The following is a 17,888-nucleotide window of genomic DNA, read 5'->3' on the forward strand; positions in this document are numbered from 1 at the left end:
TGATCAGATCGTGTCGATGTCTCCAGACTACCCCGGGGAGTGAGCGGGGCCACTAGGCTCCCGCGCCGAGCGATGGAGCACCACTTCTCCGGCCCCAACTTCACGATCGGCGTGGAGGAGGAGCTCATGATCGTCGACGGCGAGACCATGGATCTCGTCAACGCGATCGAGAGCTTCCTCGAGGACTCCCCCGTGGGAGCGATCAAGCCCGAGCTCATGGAGTCCGTGCTGGAGGTCTCCACCGACCCGTGCTCGAGCATCGGCGAGGCCGAGCGCCAGCTGCGCGCGCTGCGCGGCCAGGTGCGCGAGATCGCCGCGCAGAAGGGCCTGGCGATCGGCTCCGCGGGCACCCACCCGTTCGCGATGTGGGAGGACCAGCGCATCGTCGGGCGCACCCGCTACCGGGACCTCATCTCCGCGCTGCGCTTCGTCGCGCGCCAGGAGCTCATCTTCGGTATGCACGTGCACATCGGCCTCGATGACGCCGACATGGCGATCCACGTGGCCAACGGCATGCGGGTCCACGTCGGCGTGCTGCTGGCGCTGTCGGCCAACTCGCCGTTCTGGCGCGCCGACTCGACCGGCCTGCAGTCGACGCGCACGCCGATCTTCCGGGCGTTTCCCCGGGTCGGCATCCCGCCGCGCTACGAGGGCTGGGACGACTACGAGCGCCGGGTCGAGTTCATGGTCGAGTCCGGCGTCGTCGAGGACTACACGTGGCTCTGGTACGACGTGAGGCCGCACCCGAACTTCGGCACGGTGGAGATCCGCGCGATGGACTCGCAGACGCGCGTCGAGCACACGATCGGCATCACCGCGCTCGTGCAGGCGATGGTCAAGGAGCTCGCCGAGCACTACCGCGACGGCAAGCACCTCACGGACTACCCCTGGGAGATGCTCGACGAGAACAAGTGGCTGGCCTCCCGCCACGGCCTCGACGGCGAGCTCGTCGACCTCCCGTCCAACGAGCGCGTCCCCACGCGCGAGCTGGTGCGGCGCCTGCTCGACCGCCTGCGCCCGCACGCCGAGGACCTCGGATCCGCCGATGCCTTCGATGCGATCGAGGATCTCCTGGCCCGCGGCAACGGCGCCGCGCGCCAGCTGACGGTGTGGGAGGCCAACCACGATCTGCGCGAGGTCATGGCCGAGATCATGGAGGCCACCGGAGCCTGATCGCGAGCTTCCCGGCCTGCGTATCATCGGATGTACGCATGGCACGCGGGGCCGATCTGTTCGTCGTCTGCAAGAACTGCGGGTCCGAGGTGAGCCCGTACGTGACCGAGTGCCCATACTGCGGGCAGCGGGTTCGCAAGCGGGCGCCGAAGATCGAGCGCGGGGCGCAGCGGCCTGCCGAGAAGCCGCGCCGCTCGCGGCGGAGCTCCAGCGCGCCGCGGCTCGGGCGCCTGCGCCCCGGCGAGCTGCCGGGCCTGCGCACCGAGGGGCGCCCGGTCGTCACGATCGCGATCGTCGCCGGCGCGTTCCTCGCCTACCTCGCGGCCGTCGCCGGGGCGTTCGACCCGCTCAACGCGATCATCTTCGGCAAGCTCGACGGCGAGTGGTGGCGGATCTTCACCGCGCCGTTCGTCCACCTCAGCGGCGGGGGCACGATCTTCGCCGGCGGCGCCTACCAGTTCGCCACGATGGTCGCGATCGGCGTCTTCGGCACGATGCTCGAGCGGCGCCGCGGCGCCGTCGCCGTGCTCGTCATCGCGGTCCTCGCGGGGGCGGGCGGCATGCTCGCCGCGGCGTCTCTCGACGACTTCCCGATCGCCGCCGGCTCCAACGGCCTCGCGCTCGGCCTGCTGTGCGCCTGGGCGGTGCCGAACCTGCTGGCCTGGCGGCGCGGCGACGAGTGGGAGGGCGACCTGCTCGGCACGGCGGTGATGGCCGCCGTCCTGCTGCTGATGCCGGTCGCGGTCGACATCGCCGACGCGGTGGCGGGCGTCACCGGGGCGGTCGTCGGGCTCGTCATCGGGCTCGTGCTCGCCCGGCTCCCGGCGCGCGGCTGATCGCGGCGGCGCCGCTGTATCGTGACGGCGCCGGTGACCGACGACCCTGACTACACCGCCGCGGAGGTCGACGCGGCCGTCGCGGCCCTTCAGGACCCCGAGCGCTTCCGCCACGCCCAGGACGTGGTCGTGCACGCCGCCCCGGGCCTGCAGCGCGTGCTGAACGCCGCTCTCGAGGAAGGCGGCTGGTTCGGCGAGGCGCATGAGCAGCAGGTCATGCGGGCAGCCACGACGGAGGACCCGGCCGAGCGGGTGGCCGCGCTGCGCACGCTGCTGGCCGAGGAGACCCGGCTGGGGATGCTGGTCGGGGTGGCGGTCGGCTTCGAGCTGGCGCGCGAGCTGGCGGCCCGTCGCGCAACCATCGACCCGAAATGACGACGAGAGGACTGACCAGATGGAGATCCGCTACCTGGGCCACGCGACCTTCGAGCTGTCCGACGGCGACACGCGCGTGCTCATCGACCCCTTCCTGGCGCCGTACAACCCCAAGGCGCCGGTGTCCGCGGACGAGGTCGAGCCGACCCACATCGTCGTGACCCACGGCCACGAGGACCACACCGCGCACGTCGTGCCGCTGGCGCAGCGCATGGGCGCGCCCGTGGTGGCGATCGTGGAGCTGGCCAACGAGTTCTCCGAGGAGCTCGGCGAGGACCATCCGGTCCACGACCCCAACCTGGGCGGCACGGTCGAGTTCGACTGGGGCTGGGTGAGGTACGTCCCCGCGTGGCACACCTCGACGACGCCGAAGGGCACGGTGAACACGCCGGCGGGCGTGGTGGTCAACCTCGGCGGCACGACCGTCTACCACACGGGCGACACGGCCCTGTTCAGCGACCTCGCGCTCGTCGGCCGGCGCACGCCGATCGACGTCGCGATCGTCTGCATCGGCGGCCACTACACGATGGACCGCCACGACGCGGTGGAGGCGGTGAAGCTCATCGGGGCCGGGACCGTGATCCCCTGCCACTACGACACGTTCCCGCCGATCGAGACCGACGCCCAGGCCTTCAAGGCCGACGTGGAGCGCGAGACGGACGCCTCGGCCGTCGTCCTGGCGCCGGGAGAGACGCACGCGACATGACCCACGCGATCGTCCTCATCGAGGCCGAGCGCGACGCGATGGCGCAGCTCGGCGGCCGTCTGGCCGAGGTCGAGGGCGTCGGGCAGGTCTACTCGGTGACCGGCGCCTGGGACTTCGTCGTCATCGTGCACCTCGCGCGCCACGAGCAGCTCGCCGAGGTCGTCACCGCGGGCATCGGCCAGGTGGACGGCGTCGCGCGGACGCAGACGATGGTCGCCTTCGAGGCGTTCTCCCGCCACGATCTCGAGGCGCTGTTCTCCGTTGGCCAGTAGGCGAGCAGCGGCGCTCGCCGCGGTCCTGACGATCGGGGCCGCGGCGCTCGCGGGCTGTGGCGGCGACGGCTCGTCCTCGACCGGCACCGCGCCGGCGCCGGCGGCGACCGCGACTGCGCCGGCGGGCGCCTCCACGTCCGGCGAGGACCAGCCGGGCGGCGGCGGCGACGAGCAGCCGATCGTCGTCCCCGCGCGCTTCACGTTCTCCGGCGACGGGCTCAGCCCGGCGGAGGTCGCCGTGCCCGCGTTCTTCGACATCCGGCTCACCGGGGTGTCGAAGGACGGCAGGGCGCACACGATCCTCTTCGAGGGCACGACGCTCCAGGTCCCGGCCCACGGGCGGGCGTCGGCGAAGATCGGCGGGCTGAAGAAGGGCCGCTACGGCGTGACGATCGACGGGCAGGAGAACGCCGCGACGATCGTGTCCGGGGCCGAGCCGGGACCGTGAGCCGGTGACGGAGATCACGTTCGACGACTTCCTCGCCGTCGAGATGCGCGTGGGGCGGGTGGTCGAGGTCGAGGACTTCCCCGAGGCGCGCTCGCCCGCGTGGAAGCTGCGCATCGACTTCGGGCCGGAGATCGGGGTCAAGCGCTCGTCGGCGCGCATCACGAACTACTCGCGCGAGGATCTCGAGGGCTCGCTCGTCGTGGCGGTGGTGAACTTCCCGCCGCGCCAGATCGGGCCGGTGCGCTCGGAGGTCCTCGTGCTCGGCGCGGTGCAGGAGGACGGAACGGTGCTCATCCTGCGCCCCGACGGCGACGCGACGCCGGGCGCGCGGGTCGCCTGACCCAGGTGTGCCGACGCCGGCCGGCGGCATCGCAGGTGGGCATGCAGCGCGTGCCGGCGGGAGGCGGGCCCCCGTGCGCCATCTACGCCTACGGCGCCGGGGGCAGGGCCGGATCGACCGGCGTGGTGGCGGCCGGGTCCGATTCGGCCGGGGGCGGCGGCTCGGTGGTGGTGGGCGTCGTCTCGGCCGGCGGGGGCGGCGGCGTGGTGGTCGCCGGCGGGGTCGTGGCCGGCGGCGCGGTCGTGGCCGGGACCGTCGTCGCCGGCGTCGTCGGGACGGTGGTCGGCGTGCCCGCCACGACGCTCACGTCGCCGCCCTCCTGGGTGTTGACGGGCGTCGTGGTCGTGGGCGTCGTCGTCGTGGGCGTGGTGGTCGCCGGCGTCGTCGTGGCGGGCGCCGTCTCCTTCTGCTCGGGCTTGGCGGCCTTCTCCGCCGCGGCGCTGCGCGCGGTGGTCTCGGTCGTCGTCGGCTGCGCCTCCGGCTTGGCGACGGCCTTCGGTGCGGCGGCGGCAGGGGCGGGCTTCGGCGCCGGGGCCACGGCCGGGGTGTGGACGGGCTGCGGCGCCGGGGCCGCCGCGGTGGCGGGCGGCGTCTGCGCGACCTGCACCGGGTTGGAGGACTGCCGTGTGGCGCGGTTCGTGGCGTGGTCGACCTCGACCGCCGCGCCGGTGACGATGGCCGCCGCGGCCAGCGTCGCCGCCGTCTTGGACGCGATCGTCCCCATGCCCGCCGACAGCGCGCTCGCCGCGCCGGCGGACGCGGTGGTCGCCGCCGCCGCGCCGGCCGCCGCGCTGGCGCCGCTCGCGGAGGCGGTGGTGCCGAGCTGGGCGAGGACGAACTTCTTGAGGAACAGCAGCGGCGCGACCGGCATGACCGCGGCCAGCGCCTTGTTCGTCTCCTTGAGCTGCCGGCGGAAGGTGGAGCAGCGGTCGCAGGTCTTCAGGTGCCGGCGCACCGGAGCGCTCGTGCGCTTCAGGCCCTCGGCGACCTCGCCGAGCTCGAGGCGGACCTCCTCGCACGTCAGCTTGCGCGCCTCGGACATCTCGGCCAGCGACACCCGCGCGCGGACGAGCAGCGACTTGACCGACGGGACCGTCGTCTCCATGACGTCGGCGATCTGGTCGTAGGAGAGCGCGTCGATCTCGCGCAGCAGCAGCGCGGTGCGCTGCGTCTCGGGCAGCTCCTGGACGTCGCCGACGAGCTGGCGGAACTCCTCGCGCCTGTGGACCTTGTCGGCGGTCGTCGTGCCGTGCTCGGCGAGGTGGACGTCCATGGAGTCCACGCCGATCGCGGTCTGGCGGCGCAGGTGGTTCAGCGAGCGGTTGCGCGCGATGCGGTACAGCCACGGGCGCACGTTGATCGGCCGGTCGTCGGCGACCATCGCGTTGAAGGAGGCGGCGAAGACCTCCTGCAGCACGTCCTCGGCGTCCTCGCGCGAGTTGAGCATGTGCCGGCAGAAGGCCAGCAGCCGCGAGCTGTAGCGTGAGACGAGCGTCTCGAACGCCGCCTGGTTGCCCCGCCGCGTGAGCGCGACGAGCCGCTCGTCCGACTGCAGGCGCAGCAGCGGGGTGGGCCCGCGCAGACCGGCGAGGGCATGGGGCTTGAAGGCGGATACTTCCATGGCGGCGAATGCGTTCCGATGCGGGAACACTGCTTGAACGATTAGGTTGCGGTCCGAGTTGCGCTGCTCGCCCGGGTAGACGAATGGCATAGTCACGCGGTCTTAAAAACCGCTGCCCCTTTGGGGCGTGTGGGTTCGAATCCCACCCCGGGTACTGAAGGCATGAAGCCGGCATCCATCATCACCATCGTCGTCGCGGTCATCGCCATCGGTGCGGCCGTGCTCCTGACGCGCGGCGGCGGGGGCGGCGGGTCGGGCAGCACATCGACCGTCGACCAGGTCGCGCCCAAGGACGCGCTCAAGCTGTCGTTCGTCGTCTCCCCCGAGAAGGAGGATCTGCTCAAGCAGTCCGTCCGCGCCTTCAACGCGGGCGACCACCAGGTCGGCGGCAAGAAGGTGTTCGTGGAGATGCAGGCGATGAACTCCGGCGACGCCGAGAGCGCCATTGCCCGCGGCAAGCTCCAGCCCGACGTGTGGTCGCCGGCGTCCGGGTTCTGGGGACGCCTGCTGAACCTCCACACCGATCGCGCGTACGTCGCCGACGACACCCCCTCGATCGTGCGCACGCCGCTCGTCATCGCGATGTTCGAGCCGATGGCGCGGGCGCTCGGCTGGCCCGGCAAGCCGATCGGCTTCGACGACATCCGCCGCCTCGCGCTCGCGCGCGACGGCTGGGCCGCCGCCGGCAAGCCGGCCTACGGGCGCTTCAAGTACGTCCACACCAACCCGGACAGCTCGACGTCCGGCGCGTCCGCGGTCGCCGCCTCCTACTACGCCGCGGTGGGCAAGAAGGAGGGTCTGACCGAGGCGGACGTCGCGAAGGCCGCGCCCGCCGTCAAGGAGCTCGAGTCCTCGATCGTCCACTACGGCGACAGCACGCTGTTCATCGCCGACCAGCTCTGCGCCGGCGGCAAGGCGTACGCGAGCGCGGCGGCGATGGAGGAGACCACGCTCATCGAGCTCAACCGGCGCAGGAACTGCACCGGCGGCAAGATGGTCGCGGTCTATCCCTCCGACGGCTCGTTCTTCAGCGACTCGCCGTTCATCGTTCTCAACGCGCCGTGGGTCACGGCGCCCGAGCGCCGGGCCGCCGGTCAGCTGCAGCGCTACCTCGCCGAGGAGATCGACGCCGAGACCGCGGGCCGCTTCGGCTTCCGGCCGGGGGACCCAAACATCAAGCCCGCCGGCCTCGTCACCCAGGCCAACGGCGTCGACCCCGCGCAGCCCGAGCGCGAGCTGCGCCTGCCCGAGCCGAAGGTCCTCGACAGCATCCTGCGGACGTGGCGGCGCGACCGCAAGCCGGCGAACGTCATGCTCGTCATCGACACGTCGGGCTCGATGAACGACGAACACAAGCTCGACCACGCGAAGGAGGGCCTCAAGGCGTTCTTCCGCCAGGTCGCGCCGCAGGACGAGATCGGCCTGACGAAGTTCTCCGGCGACGTGACCCAGCTCGTGCCCCCCGCTCGCTACGACGAGAACAAGCCCAAGCTCGACGCCGCGATCCGCGACCTCATCCCCGAGGACGACACCGCCGTCTACGACGCCACCTACCAGGCGGTCGAGGAGGTCAGCCGCCGGGCCGACTCCGAGCACATCAACGCCGTGGTCGTCCTCACCGACGGCGAGGACACCGCGTCGTCGCGCGGCGCCCAGGACGTCGAGCAGCGGCTGCGCGAGGAGGGGCGCGCCGAGAGCAACGGGGTGCGCGTCTTCACGATCGCCTACGGGTCCGAGCCCAACGAGGGCGTGCTCGAGCGCTTCGCCAACGCGTCGGGCGGCAAGCCGTTCGTGGGCGACACCGCCGACATCGAGCAGGTCTATCGCTCGATCTCCAGCTTCTTCTAGCGCGTGCCGATGCCAGCCAACGAGCTCGTCACCCGCAGCACGCTCCAGCGGCGCATCGCGGTCAACGCGCTGACGAAGCCCCTGAACCTCGGCGTGCTGGCCGTGCTGGTCGTCGTGGGGATCGTGCTCGACCTGACCCTGGTGGCGATCCCGATCGCCGTCGTCGCGTACCTCGTCCTGAGCGCGATCACGTTCTTCGACTCCGCCGAGGCCGAGCGGGTGGGCCGGGAGACGTACGCGAAGGCACGCGGCGGGGAGCCGGTCAAGCGGCTCGACACGCGCGAACTCGACCCGCGGATCGCCGCACTGCTGACCCAGGCGCGCGAGTCGGCCGCGGCGATCCGCTCGGCGATCGCGTCGGCCGAGCACCCCTTCGAGGACGTCAGCGCCGACGTGGACGGGCTCGTGACGGCGATGGAGACGAGCGCGCGGCGCGCCCAGCTGATCGCAACGACGCTCGGGCAGCTCGCCGCCAGCGGCCAGGACCCGCGCACGCTGCAGCGCCGGATCGAGGATCTGCGGCCGCGCGCCTCGGATCCTGACGTGAAGGCGCTGATCGCCGACCTGACCGCGCAGCGCGAGGCGACCGAGCGGCTGTCGGGCAAGCTCGACCGCTTCGAGGTCGGCATGCAGCGCATCAACGCGTCGCTGGGCCTCATGCAGGCCCGGCTCGGCGAGATGAGCGCCAGCGAGGAGGAGGCTGCGCAGCGCGAGCTGGCGCGCCAATCGCGCGAGCTGCGCGAGCGGACCGACCTGCTGGCGGAGTCCATGGCCGAGGTCTTCGCCGACACCGGCGAGGGAGAGCGCGTCGTCGTGCGCTGAACCGGTGATGCTCCACGCCCCGCGCCTGCCCCCCGACCTCGACGAGCTGACCCGGACGCTCACCCCCGCCGACGCGGAGCGCGGCGCCCGCGTCGAGGACGCCCGGGTCCTCGACGTCGACCTGGCCGGCGCGCGGCTGGACCAGGTGGAGCTGCGCCGCGTCGTGTTCGCGGGCGGCGACATCAGCGAGGCGCGGCTCGAGGGCGGCGGCTTCACGGACGCCGTCCTGACGCAGGTGAACCTCGCCAACCTGCGCGCCCGCCACGCCTCGCTGCTGCGCGTCGAACTGCGGGGCTGCCGCATGACCGGCCTCGAGTGGGCCGACGGCCTCTGGCGCGACGTCACGGTCCGCGACTGCCGCGCCGACCTCTGCGCCCTGCGTCACACCCGGCTCGAACGCGTCGTCTTCGCCGACTGCCTGCTCACGGAGGCCGACCTGGTGGAGGCGCGCCTGCGCGAGGTCACGCTGGAGCGCTGCTCGATGACCGGCGCCGACGTCCGCGGGGCCACCTTCGACGGCTGCCACATCCGCGGCTGCCGGCTCGACGGCCTGCACGGCGCCCAGCGCCTCGATGGCGTGACGATGCCGTGGCCCGACGTCGTCCAGGCCGCCGGCGTCTTCGCCACCGCGCTGGGCGTGACGGTCGCCGAGGAGGCCTGAGGAGGCGCTACGCCGCGTGGATCGACGGCCGGGCGCTCACGGGAGCGACCGCGTCGAGGACGACGTCGGCGAGCGAGCGATCGCCGGAGATGCTCAGCGCGCTGCGCAGGCTCTCGGGCCCGAGCGCCGCGACCCAGTCGGCCTCGCTGCCGGCGACGGTCGCGTCGGGCGGATCCTCGGGCGTGCCCTCGGTGAGCTCGACCGCGCCGGGGCGCAGCGCCAGGCAGTACGAGCGCCGGTCGACGCGCAGTTCGACGGTGCCGCGCACGTCGGAGCCGATGAAGAGCCCGGGCACGGCCCGGAAGATGGCGCCGACGTCGATCGCCTCGCCCTCGCGCGGCGGTCCCCACGCCCACGTGAAGCCCCAGCGGGACAGCTCGGCGATGACGGGGACGAGCTCGCGCGAGCGCTCGGTCAGCTCGTAGTCGACGCGCGGCGGGACCTCGCGGTAGCGCTGGCGCGTGAGCAGTCCGTCGGCCACCATCCGGTTCAGCCGGGAGCGCAGCTGCTCGGTCGAGATGCCCGGAAGCACGCGCTGCAGCTCGACGAAGCGGCGGGGGCCCGCGACGAGATCTCGGACGATGAGCAGCGTCCACTTGTCGCCGACGAGGTCCAGAGCACGCGCGTCTGGCGCCCACTGGTCATATGGGTGCCGCTTGGGTGGGGGAACGGCGGTGATGGTCGGGCCTCCTACCGAAACTGCTGGACCGCAAGGCAAGCCTACCGGCTGCGGTCAAGTCCCCGCCGACATCGAGACGCCAAAGCGCCAGTTTTTGCGGGGAGGCTCGTTGCAAGGGTCCGTGGGCACCCTCATCGACCTCGCCTCACGCCGCCGTCAGCGCGCCGGCGCCGCCTCGCGGTCCCGCCGCGCGACGTTCTTCTTCGACCTCGCCGACCCCGCGACGTACCTCGCGGCGGAGCGTGTCGAGCAGCTGCCCGCCGCGGTGATCTGGCAGCCCGCGGTGCGCGCCGCGCCGCCGCCCGTGCCCCGCGCCGAACTCGAGGAGCGCGCCGACCGCCTGCGCATGCCGCTCGTGTGGCCCGAGCCGTGCCGGGCGGCCGTGCCGCGGGCCATGCGCGCCGCCGCCCACGCCGCCGCCGAGGGCCGCGGCGGCGCGTTCGTGCTCGCGGCCTCGCGCCTGGCGTTCTGCGGCGGCTTCGACCTCGACGACCCCGAGGTCCTCGCGGAGGCGGCGGCGGCCGCGGGACTGGCGCTCGAGCCGGCCCTGGCCGCGGCCGGCGACCCGGCCGGCGACGACGCGGTCGCCGCGGCCGGCCGCTCGCTGGCTGCGCACGGCGCGGTCGCCATGCCGGTCGTCCGCGTCGGCCGGCTGCTCTTCCCCGGCGAGGACCGCATCGCGGAGGCCGCGGCCGCGCTGCGCGTCGGGCACGGCCGGCGCGCCCAGGGCCAGCGCGGCTGACCCCGGTCAGGCGGCGGGCTTCTCGCCCCGGCGCCGGGCCCGCCACGTCGCAACCTCGCGGACGACGGCGCTGATCGCCAGCCCGATGGCGATGCCGAGCGCGCTGTTGGCGACCCGTTCGAGCCCCTCGTCCGCGCCCTGGAAGTCCACGAGGCTCAGCATGAGCAGCGCGGTCGGCGTGAGCATGACGACCAGCCAGAAGTACCCGCGCTCGTCGAGGGCGTAGAGCCAGAACGCGGCCGCCGCGGCACACGCCACGAGCGCCCAGCGGTCGTCGGTCACCAACGTGATCAGCACGATGAGCGCGGCTCCGGCGAGCGTGCCGGCGGCGCGCTGGATCGCGCGCACGCGCGTGGCGTGCTCGCCGGGCTGCATGACCGCCAGGACGGTGAGCGGCACCCAGTAGCCGTGCGGCAGGCCGATGGCGCGGTACAGGAGCGTCGCGACGGCCACCGCGATCGACAGGCGGGCGACGTGGGCGCGCAGGTCGGCGTCGCCGCGTACGCCGGCGACGACCGCCCGCAGGACGGTGCGTGCCAGGTCCGGCGGCGGGGCGGGGCCGCGCCGGGCCAGGACCATCAGGACGAGCGCGGGCCCGGCACCGAGCACGTACCAGAGCATGCGCTGGCCCAGCGACTCGGGGCCCGCGGGGATGCCGCCGAGGACGACCAGGACGGCGGCGGTGGCGAATCCGGCGAGCGCGCCCGCCGGCCCCGCCGCGCGCAGCGTGGCCCACAGGCCGACCCAGACGAGGGTGGCGAGCACGAGGCTCCACGTGTGCGGGTTGGCGACGTCGCCCAGGGCGAGCGACCCCACGCCCGCGACGGCGCACAGCGGCCCCCAGAACATGCGCGCCCGCAGCCCCGCCCGCGGGATGCACAACGCCGTGTTCAGCCCGGCGATCGCCGCGGTGAGCCCGGCGACCGTCTCGTCGATCGCCACGCCGATCGCCAGCGGCCCGACCGCCGCGAGCGCGCCGGCGGCGCCGGAGCGCCAGTCGATGCCGCGCTCCTCGACGCGGAAGGCCTCGCGCACGGTGTCGCGCACCGCCTCGCGGTCCAGGCTCAAGGCGAGCGGGATCACGCGTCGACTGGGCCCCCGGCCACGCACGTCAGTCTAGTGCGAACGTCATCGTTCATGTAAGGTGACGACCCATGGCCGCTGAGACCCGGACCGAAACCAAGCTCCATGGCGGGCGCCTCGTCGCGAAGCGGCTGAAGGCCCACGGCGTGAGCAAGCTGTTCACCCTCTCCGGTGGACACCTGTTCTCGATCTATGACGGGTGCCGCGAGGAGGGCATCGACATCGTCGACGTCCGCCACGAGTCGGCCGCCGCCTTCGCGGCCGAGGGCTGGGCGAAGGTCACGCGCGAGCCCGGCGTCGCCGCCCTGACCGCGGGCCCCGGCGTGACGAACGGCATGAGCGCGCTCGGCTCGGCGCAGCAGAACGGCTCGCCGGTCGTCGTGCTCGGCGGCCGAGCGCCGGCGATGCGCTGGGGCCAGGGATCGCTGCAGGAGGTCGACCACGTCCCGTTCGTCGCGCCGCTGACCAAGAGCGCCCGCACGCCGGGCTCCACCGCCGAGATCCCCGGCCTCGTCGACGACGCGCTCGTCACGGCGATGCAGGCGCCGACCGGCCCGACGTTCGTGGACTTCCCGCTCGACTACGTGTTCATGGAGCTCGAGTCCGAGCCGCCGTCCGACGCGCGCCTGCCCGATCCGCTCGACGCCCCCGCGGCCGAGGGCGTCGAGGCGGCGATCGCGCTGCTGCGCGGCGCGAAGCGGCCGGTGATCATGGCGGGCACGGGCCTGTACTGGGGTCGCGCCGAGACGGCCCTGCGCGAGCTCATCGCCGAGCTGCGCATCCCGGTCTTCATGAACGGCCAGGCGCGCGGCTGCGTGCCCGCCGACGACGAGCTGGCGTTCTCGCGCGCCCGCGGCACGGCGCTCAAGGGGGCCGACGTCGCGCTGGTCGTCGGCGTGCCGATGGACTTCCGCCTCGGCTTCGGCGGCGCGTTCGGCGAGGACGCGAAGATCGTCGTCATCGACGGCGCGCGGCCCGAACGCACGCCGCCCCGCACGCCGGACGTGACGCTCTACGGCGGCATCGCGGCGACGCTGCGGGCACTGGGCGGCGGCGGCGCGCTCGATACGCGCGCGTGGGTGCAGGAACTGCGGGGCGTGGAGGCCGAGCGCCGCGAGGGCGAGCGCGCCGACTTCGGCGACGACCGCGCGCCGCTGCACCCGATGCGGCTCTATCACGACCTGCAGCAGGTCATCGACCGCGACGCGATCATCATCGGCGACGGCGGCGACTTCGTCTCGTTCGCCGGGCGCGTCATCGACTCCTACGAGCCGGGGTGCTGGCTGGACCCGGGTCCGTTCGGCTGCCTCGGCTCGGGGCCGGGCTACGCGCTGGCGGCCAAGCTCGCCCGGCCGGACAAGCAGGTCGTCCTGCTGCTCGGCGACGGCGCGTTCGGCTTCAGCGGCATGGAGTTCGACACGCTGGCCCGCCACGGGGTCAACGTCGTCGGCGTCATGGGCAACAACGGCATCTGGGCGCTCGAGAAGCATCCGATGGAGTTCCTCTACGGCTACTCGGTCGCCGCCGAGCTGCGGCCCGAGACGCCGTACCACGAGGTCGTCCGGGCGCTGGGCGGCCACGGCGAGCTCGTCCGCTCGCCCGGCGAGCTCAAGCCGGCGCTGGCCCGGGCGTTCGAATCCGGCCTTCCGGCGCTCGTGAACGTGCTCACCGACCCGGCGGTGATCTACCCCCGTCGGGCGAACCTGGCGTGATCCCCACTTCTGGGGACGGATCTGGACGTTCGTTCGATTGTCCAGTGAACGCCTGCGGTTCCATACTGCGTTCGTCGGGTGTTCGGGGTCTGTGCCGAAAGGCGTTTTCTCCGGCAGCCGACTCATAGGCTCGGGCGAAGCCGCATCGAATCGGCGCCTCCCGCCGCCTGAGCCACCAAACAGGCCCCTGCATGGCACGTACCCCTGCCCGTCCTGTCGGGGCCACCTTCGGAAGCCGTCCCTCGTGGGCGGCTTCCGTCTTTCAGCGGCGCACCGTCGCCAGCGCGGCTCCGTAGAGCAGGTCGTGCTCAGAGACCTCGACCTCCTGGAGGCGGAAGAGCCGCAGCGCCTCGACGAGCAGGACCGCCCCGGCGACGATCGTCGGCGCCCGGTCGGGGTGCAGCCCGCGCAGCCGCCGGCGCTCCTCGAGCGTCATCCCGGCCAGCCGCGCGAGCAGCATCTCGCAGGTGGCTCGCTCGAGCACGTGGCCCTCGACGCGCGCGGGGTCGTAGGGCTCGAGCTCGAGGTCGATCGCGGCGAGGCTCGTCGCCGTCCCGGCCACGGCGATCGCCGCCTCCGGCACGTACGTCATCGCGTGCGGGACCGATGCGTTCAGCACGCGGCGCACGTCGTCGGTCAGCGCCTGCAGCTCGTGGTCGGCCGGCGGGTCGTGGTGGAGGTGGCGCTCGCTCTGGCGCACGACGCCCGCCTGGGTCGACACGTGGAAGCGCAGTTCGCCGCCCTGGCCGATCACCAGCTCGGTCGAGCCGCCGCCGATGTCGACGACCAGCGCCGGGCGCTCCTGCGGCCGCGTGCTCGTGGCCCCGAGGAACGTCAGCCGCGCCTCCTCGTCGCCGGAGATCTCCCGGGCGTCGAAGCCGAAGCGCTCCGCGACCTCGGCGGCGAACGCCTCGCCGTTGGCCGCGTCGCGCACCGCGCTCGTCATGACCGCGCGCGCCGGGGGAGATCCCGCGGCGTCGATCGCCGCGCGGTACTCGGCGAGCACGCGGAGGACGCGCTCCATCGCCGCGTCGGCCAGGCGGGCGGTGGCGTCGACGTCCTCCCCGAGGCGGGTGACGATGGAGCGGCGGTCGATCTCGGCGATCGCGCCGTTCCGGCCGACGTCGGCGATGAGCAGCCGCGTGGAGTTCGTGCCCACGTCGACGACGGCGACACGCGATGGCGATGGGTCGGGTGCGCTCGAGCTCATGGGTGTTCGCGGGCGATCATGCCGGGTAGCGTTGACACATGACCTCCGACCACCACGGCTCCGACCGCGTCGGCCACGGCGAGGCCTCGCTGGGCGAGGCGCAGTCGCACAACCCGCCCGACGATCCGGACATGCTGACCTCAGACGCCGGCTACCTCGACGCCGACACGGACTTCGAGGGCGAGGGCGACCCGCCCGAGGAGGAGCGCGGCAACGAGGATCCGGCCCCGAACGCGCCGTAGGCCTACACGCGGCTCAGCGCTCGCAGCAGCAGGCCGAGCGCCGTGCCCAGGTCCGGAGCCTGGTCGCCGGCCGCGCTGCGGTGCAGGCCCATCCCGTCGATCGTCGCGACGATGATGCCGGCGAAGGCCTGCGGCTCGGCGACGCCGGCCGCGCGCAGGGCGGTCTCGGCGACCTCGGCGTACGCGTGCAGCGACTCGACCGCGACGTCGCGCAGCTCGGGGTCGCGCGCGGCTTCGAGGTAGAGCTCGAACTGGGCGATGTCTGGATGGCCGCGCTCGAGCACGAGCGCGAACGCCTCGACGATCTCCTCGCCGCCCGCGCCGGACGCCGCGAGCTCGGTGGCGAGCGCGGACATGCGCCCGGCGTCGTCGGTGACGTGCAGGCGCAGCGCCTCCCGCAGCAGCTCCTGCTTGGAGGCGAAGTAGTAGGTCAGCGAGCCGAGCGGGACACCCGCCTCCTCGGCGACCGTCCGGTGCGTCACCGCCGCGACGCCGCCCCGGGAGATCACGGCCAGAACCGCGCGCAGGATCTGCTCGACGCGCTCGTGCCCGCGCGCCTGGCGTGCCGGAGCGGTGGCCCCCCGTGGTTGCATTCGGCGGCAACCTACGCCGCTGGAAACTTGTACGCAAGTACGAGATTCGTGTACGTTGCCGTTCGTTCATGAATCGGGGACTTGATCGACGCGCGTTCCTGGGGGTCGGGGGAGCGGCACTCATCTGCACGATCGGCGGCAAGACCGTCGCGCTGCGCAACCCCGAGGACGTGGCCGCGGCCGACGCCTATGCGCGCTCGATCGAGCGTCCGGCGGCGGCCGCCGCGCAGAAGGCCAAGCCCAAGCCGCCCGCGACCGACGTCCACAACCCGAAGGACGCCGTCGACGGCCTGTCGTTCGGCACTCCGCAGCCGCAGCCGGGCGGCCAGGTGCGCGAGTACTGGATCGAGGCCAAGAGCCTCGCGTGGGACGTCGCGCCGACCGGCTGGGACCAGTTCATGGACCACGCGATCCCGAAGCCGCGCACGTTTCGCGCGTTCGCCTACCGGCAGTGGAGCGAGGGGTTCGCCGCACCGCTCGGCCCGGCCGGCATCCCCGGCCCGACGCTCGAGGCCGAGGTCGGCGACGTCCTGCGCGTGCACTTCCGCAACGGCGACGAGAGCTTCGGCCAGGCCGTGACCATGCATCCGCACGGGGTGCGTTACACCCCCGACTACGACGGCGCCTACTACGGCGCCTACACCCGCGTGGGCGGGTTCATCGCGCCGGGCGAGGAGTTCACGTACACGTGGGAGGCCACGCCCGACGCGGTCGGCGTCTGGCCGTACCACGACCACGGGCCCAACGAGACGCTCAACACGCACCGCGGGCTGTTCGGCAGCATCGTCGTCCGCGAGCGCGGCGCCAGGCGCCCCGACGTCGAGACCTTCCTCTTCTTCCACGCGTTCGCGCCGTCGATCACGAAGATCCGGCGCAACCTGCAGTGCGTCAACGGGCGCGTCGCGGCGGGCAACACGCCGACGGTCCGCGCCAAGGTCGGCCAGGACGTCGCCTTCCACACGTTCGGGGGCGACGACATGCTGCATACGTTCCACATCCACGGTCATCGCTGGCGCGCCGCCGACGGGACGTTCACCGACAACCAGCCCGTCGGGCCGATGACCTCGGTCACGGCGCGCTGGACGGAGGACAACCCCGGGCGGTGGCTGTATCACTGCCACGTGCTCTCGCACATGGACGCCGGGATGACCGGTTGGTACCTCGTCGAACCGTAGGAGGAGAAGACACGGTGCGCGTTCGCACAGCCATCTCGCTCGCCGCAGTTGCGGGCCTCGTCGCCGCGGCGCCCGCCGCGGCCGCCGACTACCCGGCCCCGGGCAGGCCCGGCGCGGTGCAGAAGCAGCCGAAGGGGCCGCTGCAGACGCTGCGCGTCTGTCAGGCCAAGAGCTGCAGGTACCGGACGATCCAGCGAGCGGTGAACAAGGCGAAGCCGGGCGACACGATCCGGATCGCCGACGGCACCTACCGCGAGGGCGTCCGCGTGAACGGTCCGAAGAAGCGCTACATCAAGCTCATCGGCAACGTGAGCGACCCGTCGAAGGTCGTCATCGACGTCAAGGGCCTCAAGGGCGCGGCGCCGCAGAACGCGATCCTCGTCAACGGCGCAAACGAGGTCACGCTGCAGGGCATGACGGCCACCCACTACAAGGGCAACGGCTTCTTCATCACGAACGCGACCGGCTACACGATGGCCAACCTGCGGGCCGTCCTCGGCGGCGTCTACGGCATCTACGCGTTCAACACCATCGGCGGCACGATCCGAGATTCGACCGCCGCGTGGAACAACGACGGCGGCTTCTACATCGGCCAGACCCCGCCGCAGGACAAGCCGGTCCGCACGCTCGTCACGAACATCGAGTCCTACGGCAACGTGCTCGGCTGGTCGGGCACGAACATGCGCTACGTGACGATCACGAAGTCGCGCTTCTACAACAACGGCACCGGGCTGGCGCCGAACGCGCTGACGTCGGAGAAGTACCCGCCGGAGGAGGACAACGTCATCACCGGCAACGACATCTTCTGGAACAACTTCAACTACTACCGGGGCGCGCCGTTCCCGCTGCGCAAGCAGTCCGCGGAGTCGACGCCGTACCCGGTCGGCGTCGGCCTGATCCTGTTCGGCGGCCGGCGCAACATCGTGGAGAACAACAACATCCACGGCAACTACCTGGTCGGCGTGGCCGCGCTGCAGCAACTGCTGCTGAAGGACAAGAGCGCACAGGACCTCGTCGGCAACCAGGTGCGCGGCAACGCCTTCGGGGCGGACGGCACCGACCTCAACGGGCGCGACATCTTCTACGACGGCAACGGCTCCGACAACTGCTTCGGGCCGAACACCGGCGTGCAGGCGACGCTCCCGGCCGACGGCTCGACGCTCATGCCGTGCCCGTACTCGGGGCCCAACGCGTTCGACGCGGCGGTACAGGCCGAGGCCGTCAATTGGGCGGTCGGCGACCCGACCCACGAGGCCCACTGGATCGTGCAGCCGCACGCACCGATCGCCGGCCTCACGCCGCTGGAGCACTACGACGCCTACGCAGGCCAGAAGCCGGAGTGAGCCGCAG

The 17,888-nt window shown here is 72.9% G+C and carries 20 protein-coding genes and 1 tRNA gene; 16 read left to right on the forward strand and 5 right to left on the reverse strand.

Annotation, left to right across the window (positions count from 1 at the left end):
* Positions 1–72: 72 nt before the first annotated feature.
* Genes DSM104329_RS05225 through DSM104329_RS05255 form a run of 7 tightly spaced genes read left to right on the forward strand, consistent with a single transcriptional unit; the run spans position 73 to position 4,150 of the window.
* Entirely contained in the window at positions 73–1,173 is a 1,101-nt protein-coding gene (locus DSM104329_RS05225; protein ID WP_259314337.1) for a carboxylate-amine ligase, read from the forward strand.
* 38 nt (positions 1,174–1,211) lie between these two features.
* On the forward strand, positions 1,212–2,009 hold the full coding sequence (locus tag DSM104329_RS05230; protein WP_259314338.1) for a rhomboid family intramembrane serine protease: 798 nt from the start codon (positions 1,212–1,214) through the stop codon (positions 2,007–2,009).
* A gap of 33 nt (positions 2,010–2,042) precedes the next feature.
* A complete protein-coding gene (locus tag DSM104329_RS05235) occupies positions 2,043–2,384 on the forward strand; it encodes a hypothetical protein (protein ID WP_259314339.1) in 342 nt (113 codons plus the stop codon).
* A gap of 19 nt (positions 2,385–2,403) precedes the next feature.
* Positions 2,404–3,090: a metal-dependent hydrolase gene (locus DSM104329_RS05240; RefSeq protein WP_259314340.1), complete on the forward strand. Its 687-nt coding sequence runs from the start codon at positions 2,404–2,406 to the stop codon at positions 3,088–3,090.
* Positions 3,087–3,362, forward strand: coding sequence for an Lrp/AsnC family transcriptional regulator (locus tag DSM104329_RS05245; RefSeq protein WP_259314341.1), 276 nt, complete (start codon positions 3,087–3,089; stop codon positions 3,360–3,362). The genes DSM104329_RS05240 and DSM104329_RS05245 overlap by 4 nt, the downstream gene beginning before the upstream one ends.
* The gene (locus tag DSM104329_RS05250; RefSeq protein ID WP_259314342.1) at positions 3,352–3,810 is read left to right on the forward strand and encodes a cupredoxin domain-containing protein; all 459 of its coding nucleotides are present in this window, start codon (positions 3,352–3,354) and stop codon (positions 3,808–3,810) included. The genes DSM104329_RS05245 and DSM104329_RS05250 overlap by 11 nt, the downstream gene beginning before the upstream one ends.
* 4 nt (positions 3,811–3,814) lie before the next feature.
* Complete coding sequence (locus DSM104329_RS05255; protein ID WP_259314343.1) at positions 3,815–4,150, forward strand: tRNA-binding protein; 336 nt, start codon at positions 3,815–3,817, stop codon at positions 4,148–4,150.
* Positions 4,151–4,238: 88 nt separating this feature from the next.
* On the opposite strand, the gene DSM104329_RS05260 is transcribed toward DSM104329_RS05255, so the two are convergent.
* The gene (locus tag DSM104329_RS05260) at positions 4,239–5,771 is read right to left on the reverse strand and encodes an RNA polymerase sigma factor (protein WP_259314344.1); all 1,533 of its coding nucleotides are present in this window, start codon (positions 5,769–5,771) and stop codon (positions 4,239–4,241) included.
* Positions 5,772–5,840: 69 nt separating this feature from the next.
* Between DSM104329_RS05260 and DSM104329_RS05265 the strand changes: the two genes are divergently transcribed.
* The 4 genes from DSM104329_RS05265 to DSM104329_RS05280 all read left to right on the forward strand — a co-directional run bounded on the left by DSM104329_RS05265 (position 5,841) and on the right by DSM104329_RS05280 (position 9,102).
* A tRNA-Leu gene (locus tag DSM104329_RS05265) sits at positions 5,841–5,925 on the forward strand.
* 8 nt (positions 5,926–5,933) lie between these two features.
* Positions 5,934–7,619 (forward strand): vWA domain-containing protein, encoded by a 1,686-nt coding sequence (locus DSM104329_RS05270; protein ID WP_259314345.1) that lies wholly within the window; start codon positions 5,934–5,936, stop codon positions 7,617–7,619.
* A 9-nt stretch (positions 7,620–7,628) separates the two neighbouring features.
* Positions 7,629–8,441 (forward strand): hypothetical protein, encoded by an 813-nt coding sequence (locus tag DSM104329_RS05275; protein ID WP_259314346.1) that lies wholly within the window; start codon positions 7,629–7,631, stop codon positions 8,439–8,441.
* 7 nt (positions 8,442–8,448) lie between these two features.
* The gene (locus DSM104329_RS05280; protein ID WP_259314347.1) at positions 8,449–9,102 is read left to right on the forward strand and encodes a pentapeptide repeat-containing protein; all 654 of its coding nucleotides are present in this window, start codon (positions 8,449–8,451) and stop codon (positions 9,100–9,102) included.
* A gap of 7 nt (positions 9,103–9,109) precedes the next feature.
* Here the strand turns inward: DSM104329_RS05280 and DSM104329_RS05285 are convergent, their stop codons facing one another.
* Positions 9,110–9,820: a winged helix-turn-helix transcriptional regulator gene (locus DSM104329_RS05285; RefSeq protein ID WP_259314348.1), complete on the reverse strand. Its 711-nt coding sequence runs from the start codon at positions 9,818–9,820 to the stop codon at positions 9,110–9,112.
* A gap of 82 nt (positions 9,821–9,902) precedes the next feature.
* Between DSM104329_RS05285 and DSM104329_RS05290 the strand changes: the two genes are divergently transcribed.
* Positions 9,903–10,523, forward strand: a complete 621-nt coding sequence (locus DSM104329_RS05290; protein ID WP_259314349.1) for a DsbA family protein — start codon at positions 9,903–9,905, stop codon at positions 10,521–10,523.
* 6 nt (positions 10,524–10,529) lie between these two features.
* Here the strand turns inward: DSM104329_RS05290 and DSM104329_RS05295 are convergent, their stop codons facing one another.
* The gene (locus DSM104329_RS05295; protein WP_259314350.1) at positions 10,530–11,591 is read right to left on the reverse strand and encodes an FUSC family protein; all 1,062 of its coding nucleotides are present in this window, start codon (positions 11,589–11,591) and stop codon (positions 10,530–10,532) included.
* 86 nt (positions 11,592–11,677) lie between these two features.
* Here DSM104329_RS05295 and DSM104329_RS05300 point away from each other — a divergent pair, with 86 nt between their 5' ends.
* Entirely contained in the window at positions 11,678–13,318 is a 1,641-nt protein-coding gene (locus DSM104329_RS05300) for an acetolactate synthase (RefSeq protein ID WP_259314351.1), read from the forward strand.
* 262 nt (positions 13,319–13,580) lie between these two features.
* On the opposite strand, the gene DSM104329_RS05305 is transcribed toward DSM104329_RS05300, so the two are convergent.
* Positions 13,581–14,528: a Ppx/GppA phosphatase family protein gene (locus DSM104329_RS05305; protein ID WP_259314352.1), complete on the reverse strand. Its 948-nt coding sequence runs from the start codon at positions 14,526–14,528 to the stop codon at positions 13,581–13,583.
* A gap of 38 nt (positions 14,529–14,566) precedes the next feature.
* Here DSM104329_RS05305 and DSM104329_RS05310 point away from each other — a divergent pair, with 38 nt between their 5' ends.
* Positions 14,567–14,770 carry a hypothetical protein gene (locus DSM104329_RS05310; RefSeq protein ID WP_259314353.1) on the forward strand — a complete coding sequence of 68 codons (204 nt, stop codon included), beginning with the start codon at positions 14,567–14,569 and terminating at the stop codon, positions 14,768–14,770.
* A gap of 2 nt (positions 14,771–14,772) precedes the next feature.
* Here DSM104329_RS05310 and DSM104329_RS05315 read toward each other — a convergent pair whose 3' ends face one another.
* Entirely contained in the window at positions 14,773–15,363 is a 591-nt protein-coding gene (locus DSM104329_RS05315; protein WP_259314354.1) for a TetR/AcrR family transcriptional regulator, read from the reverse strand.
* A 68-nt stretch (positions 15,364–15,431) separates the two neighbouring features.
* Here DSM104329_RS05315 and DSM104329_RS05320 point away from each other — a divergent pair, with 68 nt between their 5' ends.
* Both DSM104329_RS05320 and DSM104329_RS05325 read left to right on the forward strand, forming a co-directional pair.
* On the forward strand, positions 15,432–16,538 hold the full coding sequence (locus DSM104329_RS05320; protein WP_259314355.1) for a multicopper oxidase domain-containing protein: 1,107 nt from the start codon (positions 15,432–15,434) through the stop codon (positions 16,536–16,538).
* Positions 16,539–16,552: 14 nt separating this feature from the next.
* The gene (locus tag DSM104329_RS05325) at positions 16,553–17,881 is read left to right on the forward strand and encodes a right-handed parallel beta-helix repeat-containing protein (protein ID WP_259314356.1); all 1,329 of its coding nucleotides are present in this window, start codon (positions 16,553–16,555) and stop codon (positions 17,879–17,881) included.
* Positions 17,882–17,888 lie beyond the last annotated feature (7 nt).

It is taken from the genome of Capillimicrobium parvum, from assembly GCF_021172045.1.
GTDB lineage: Bacteria > Actinomycetota > Thermoleophilia > Solirubrobacterales > Solirubrobacteraceae > Capillimicrobium > Capillimicrobium parvum.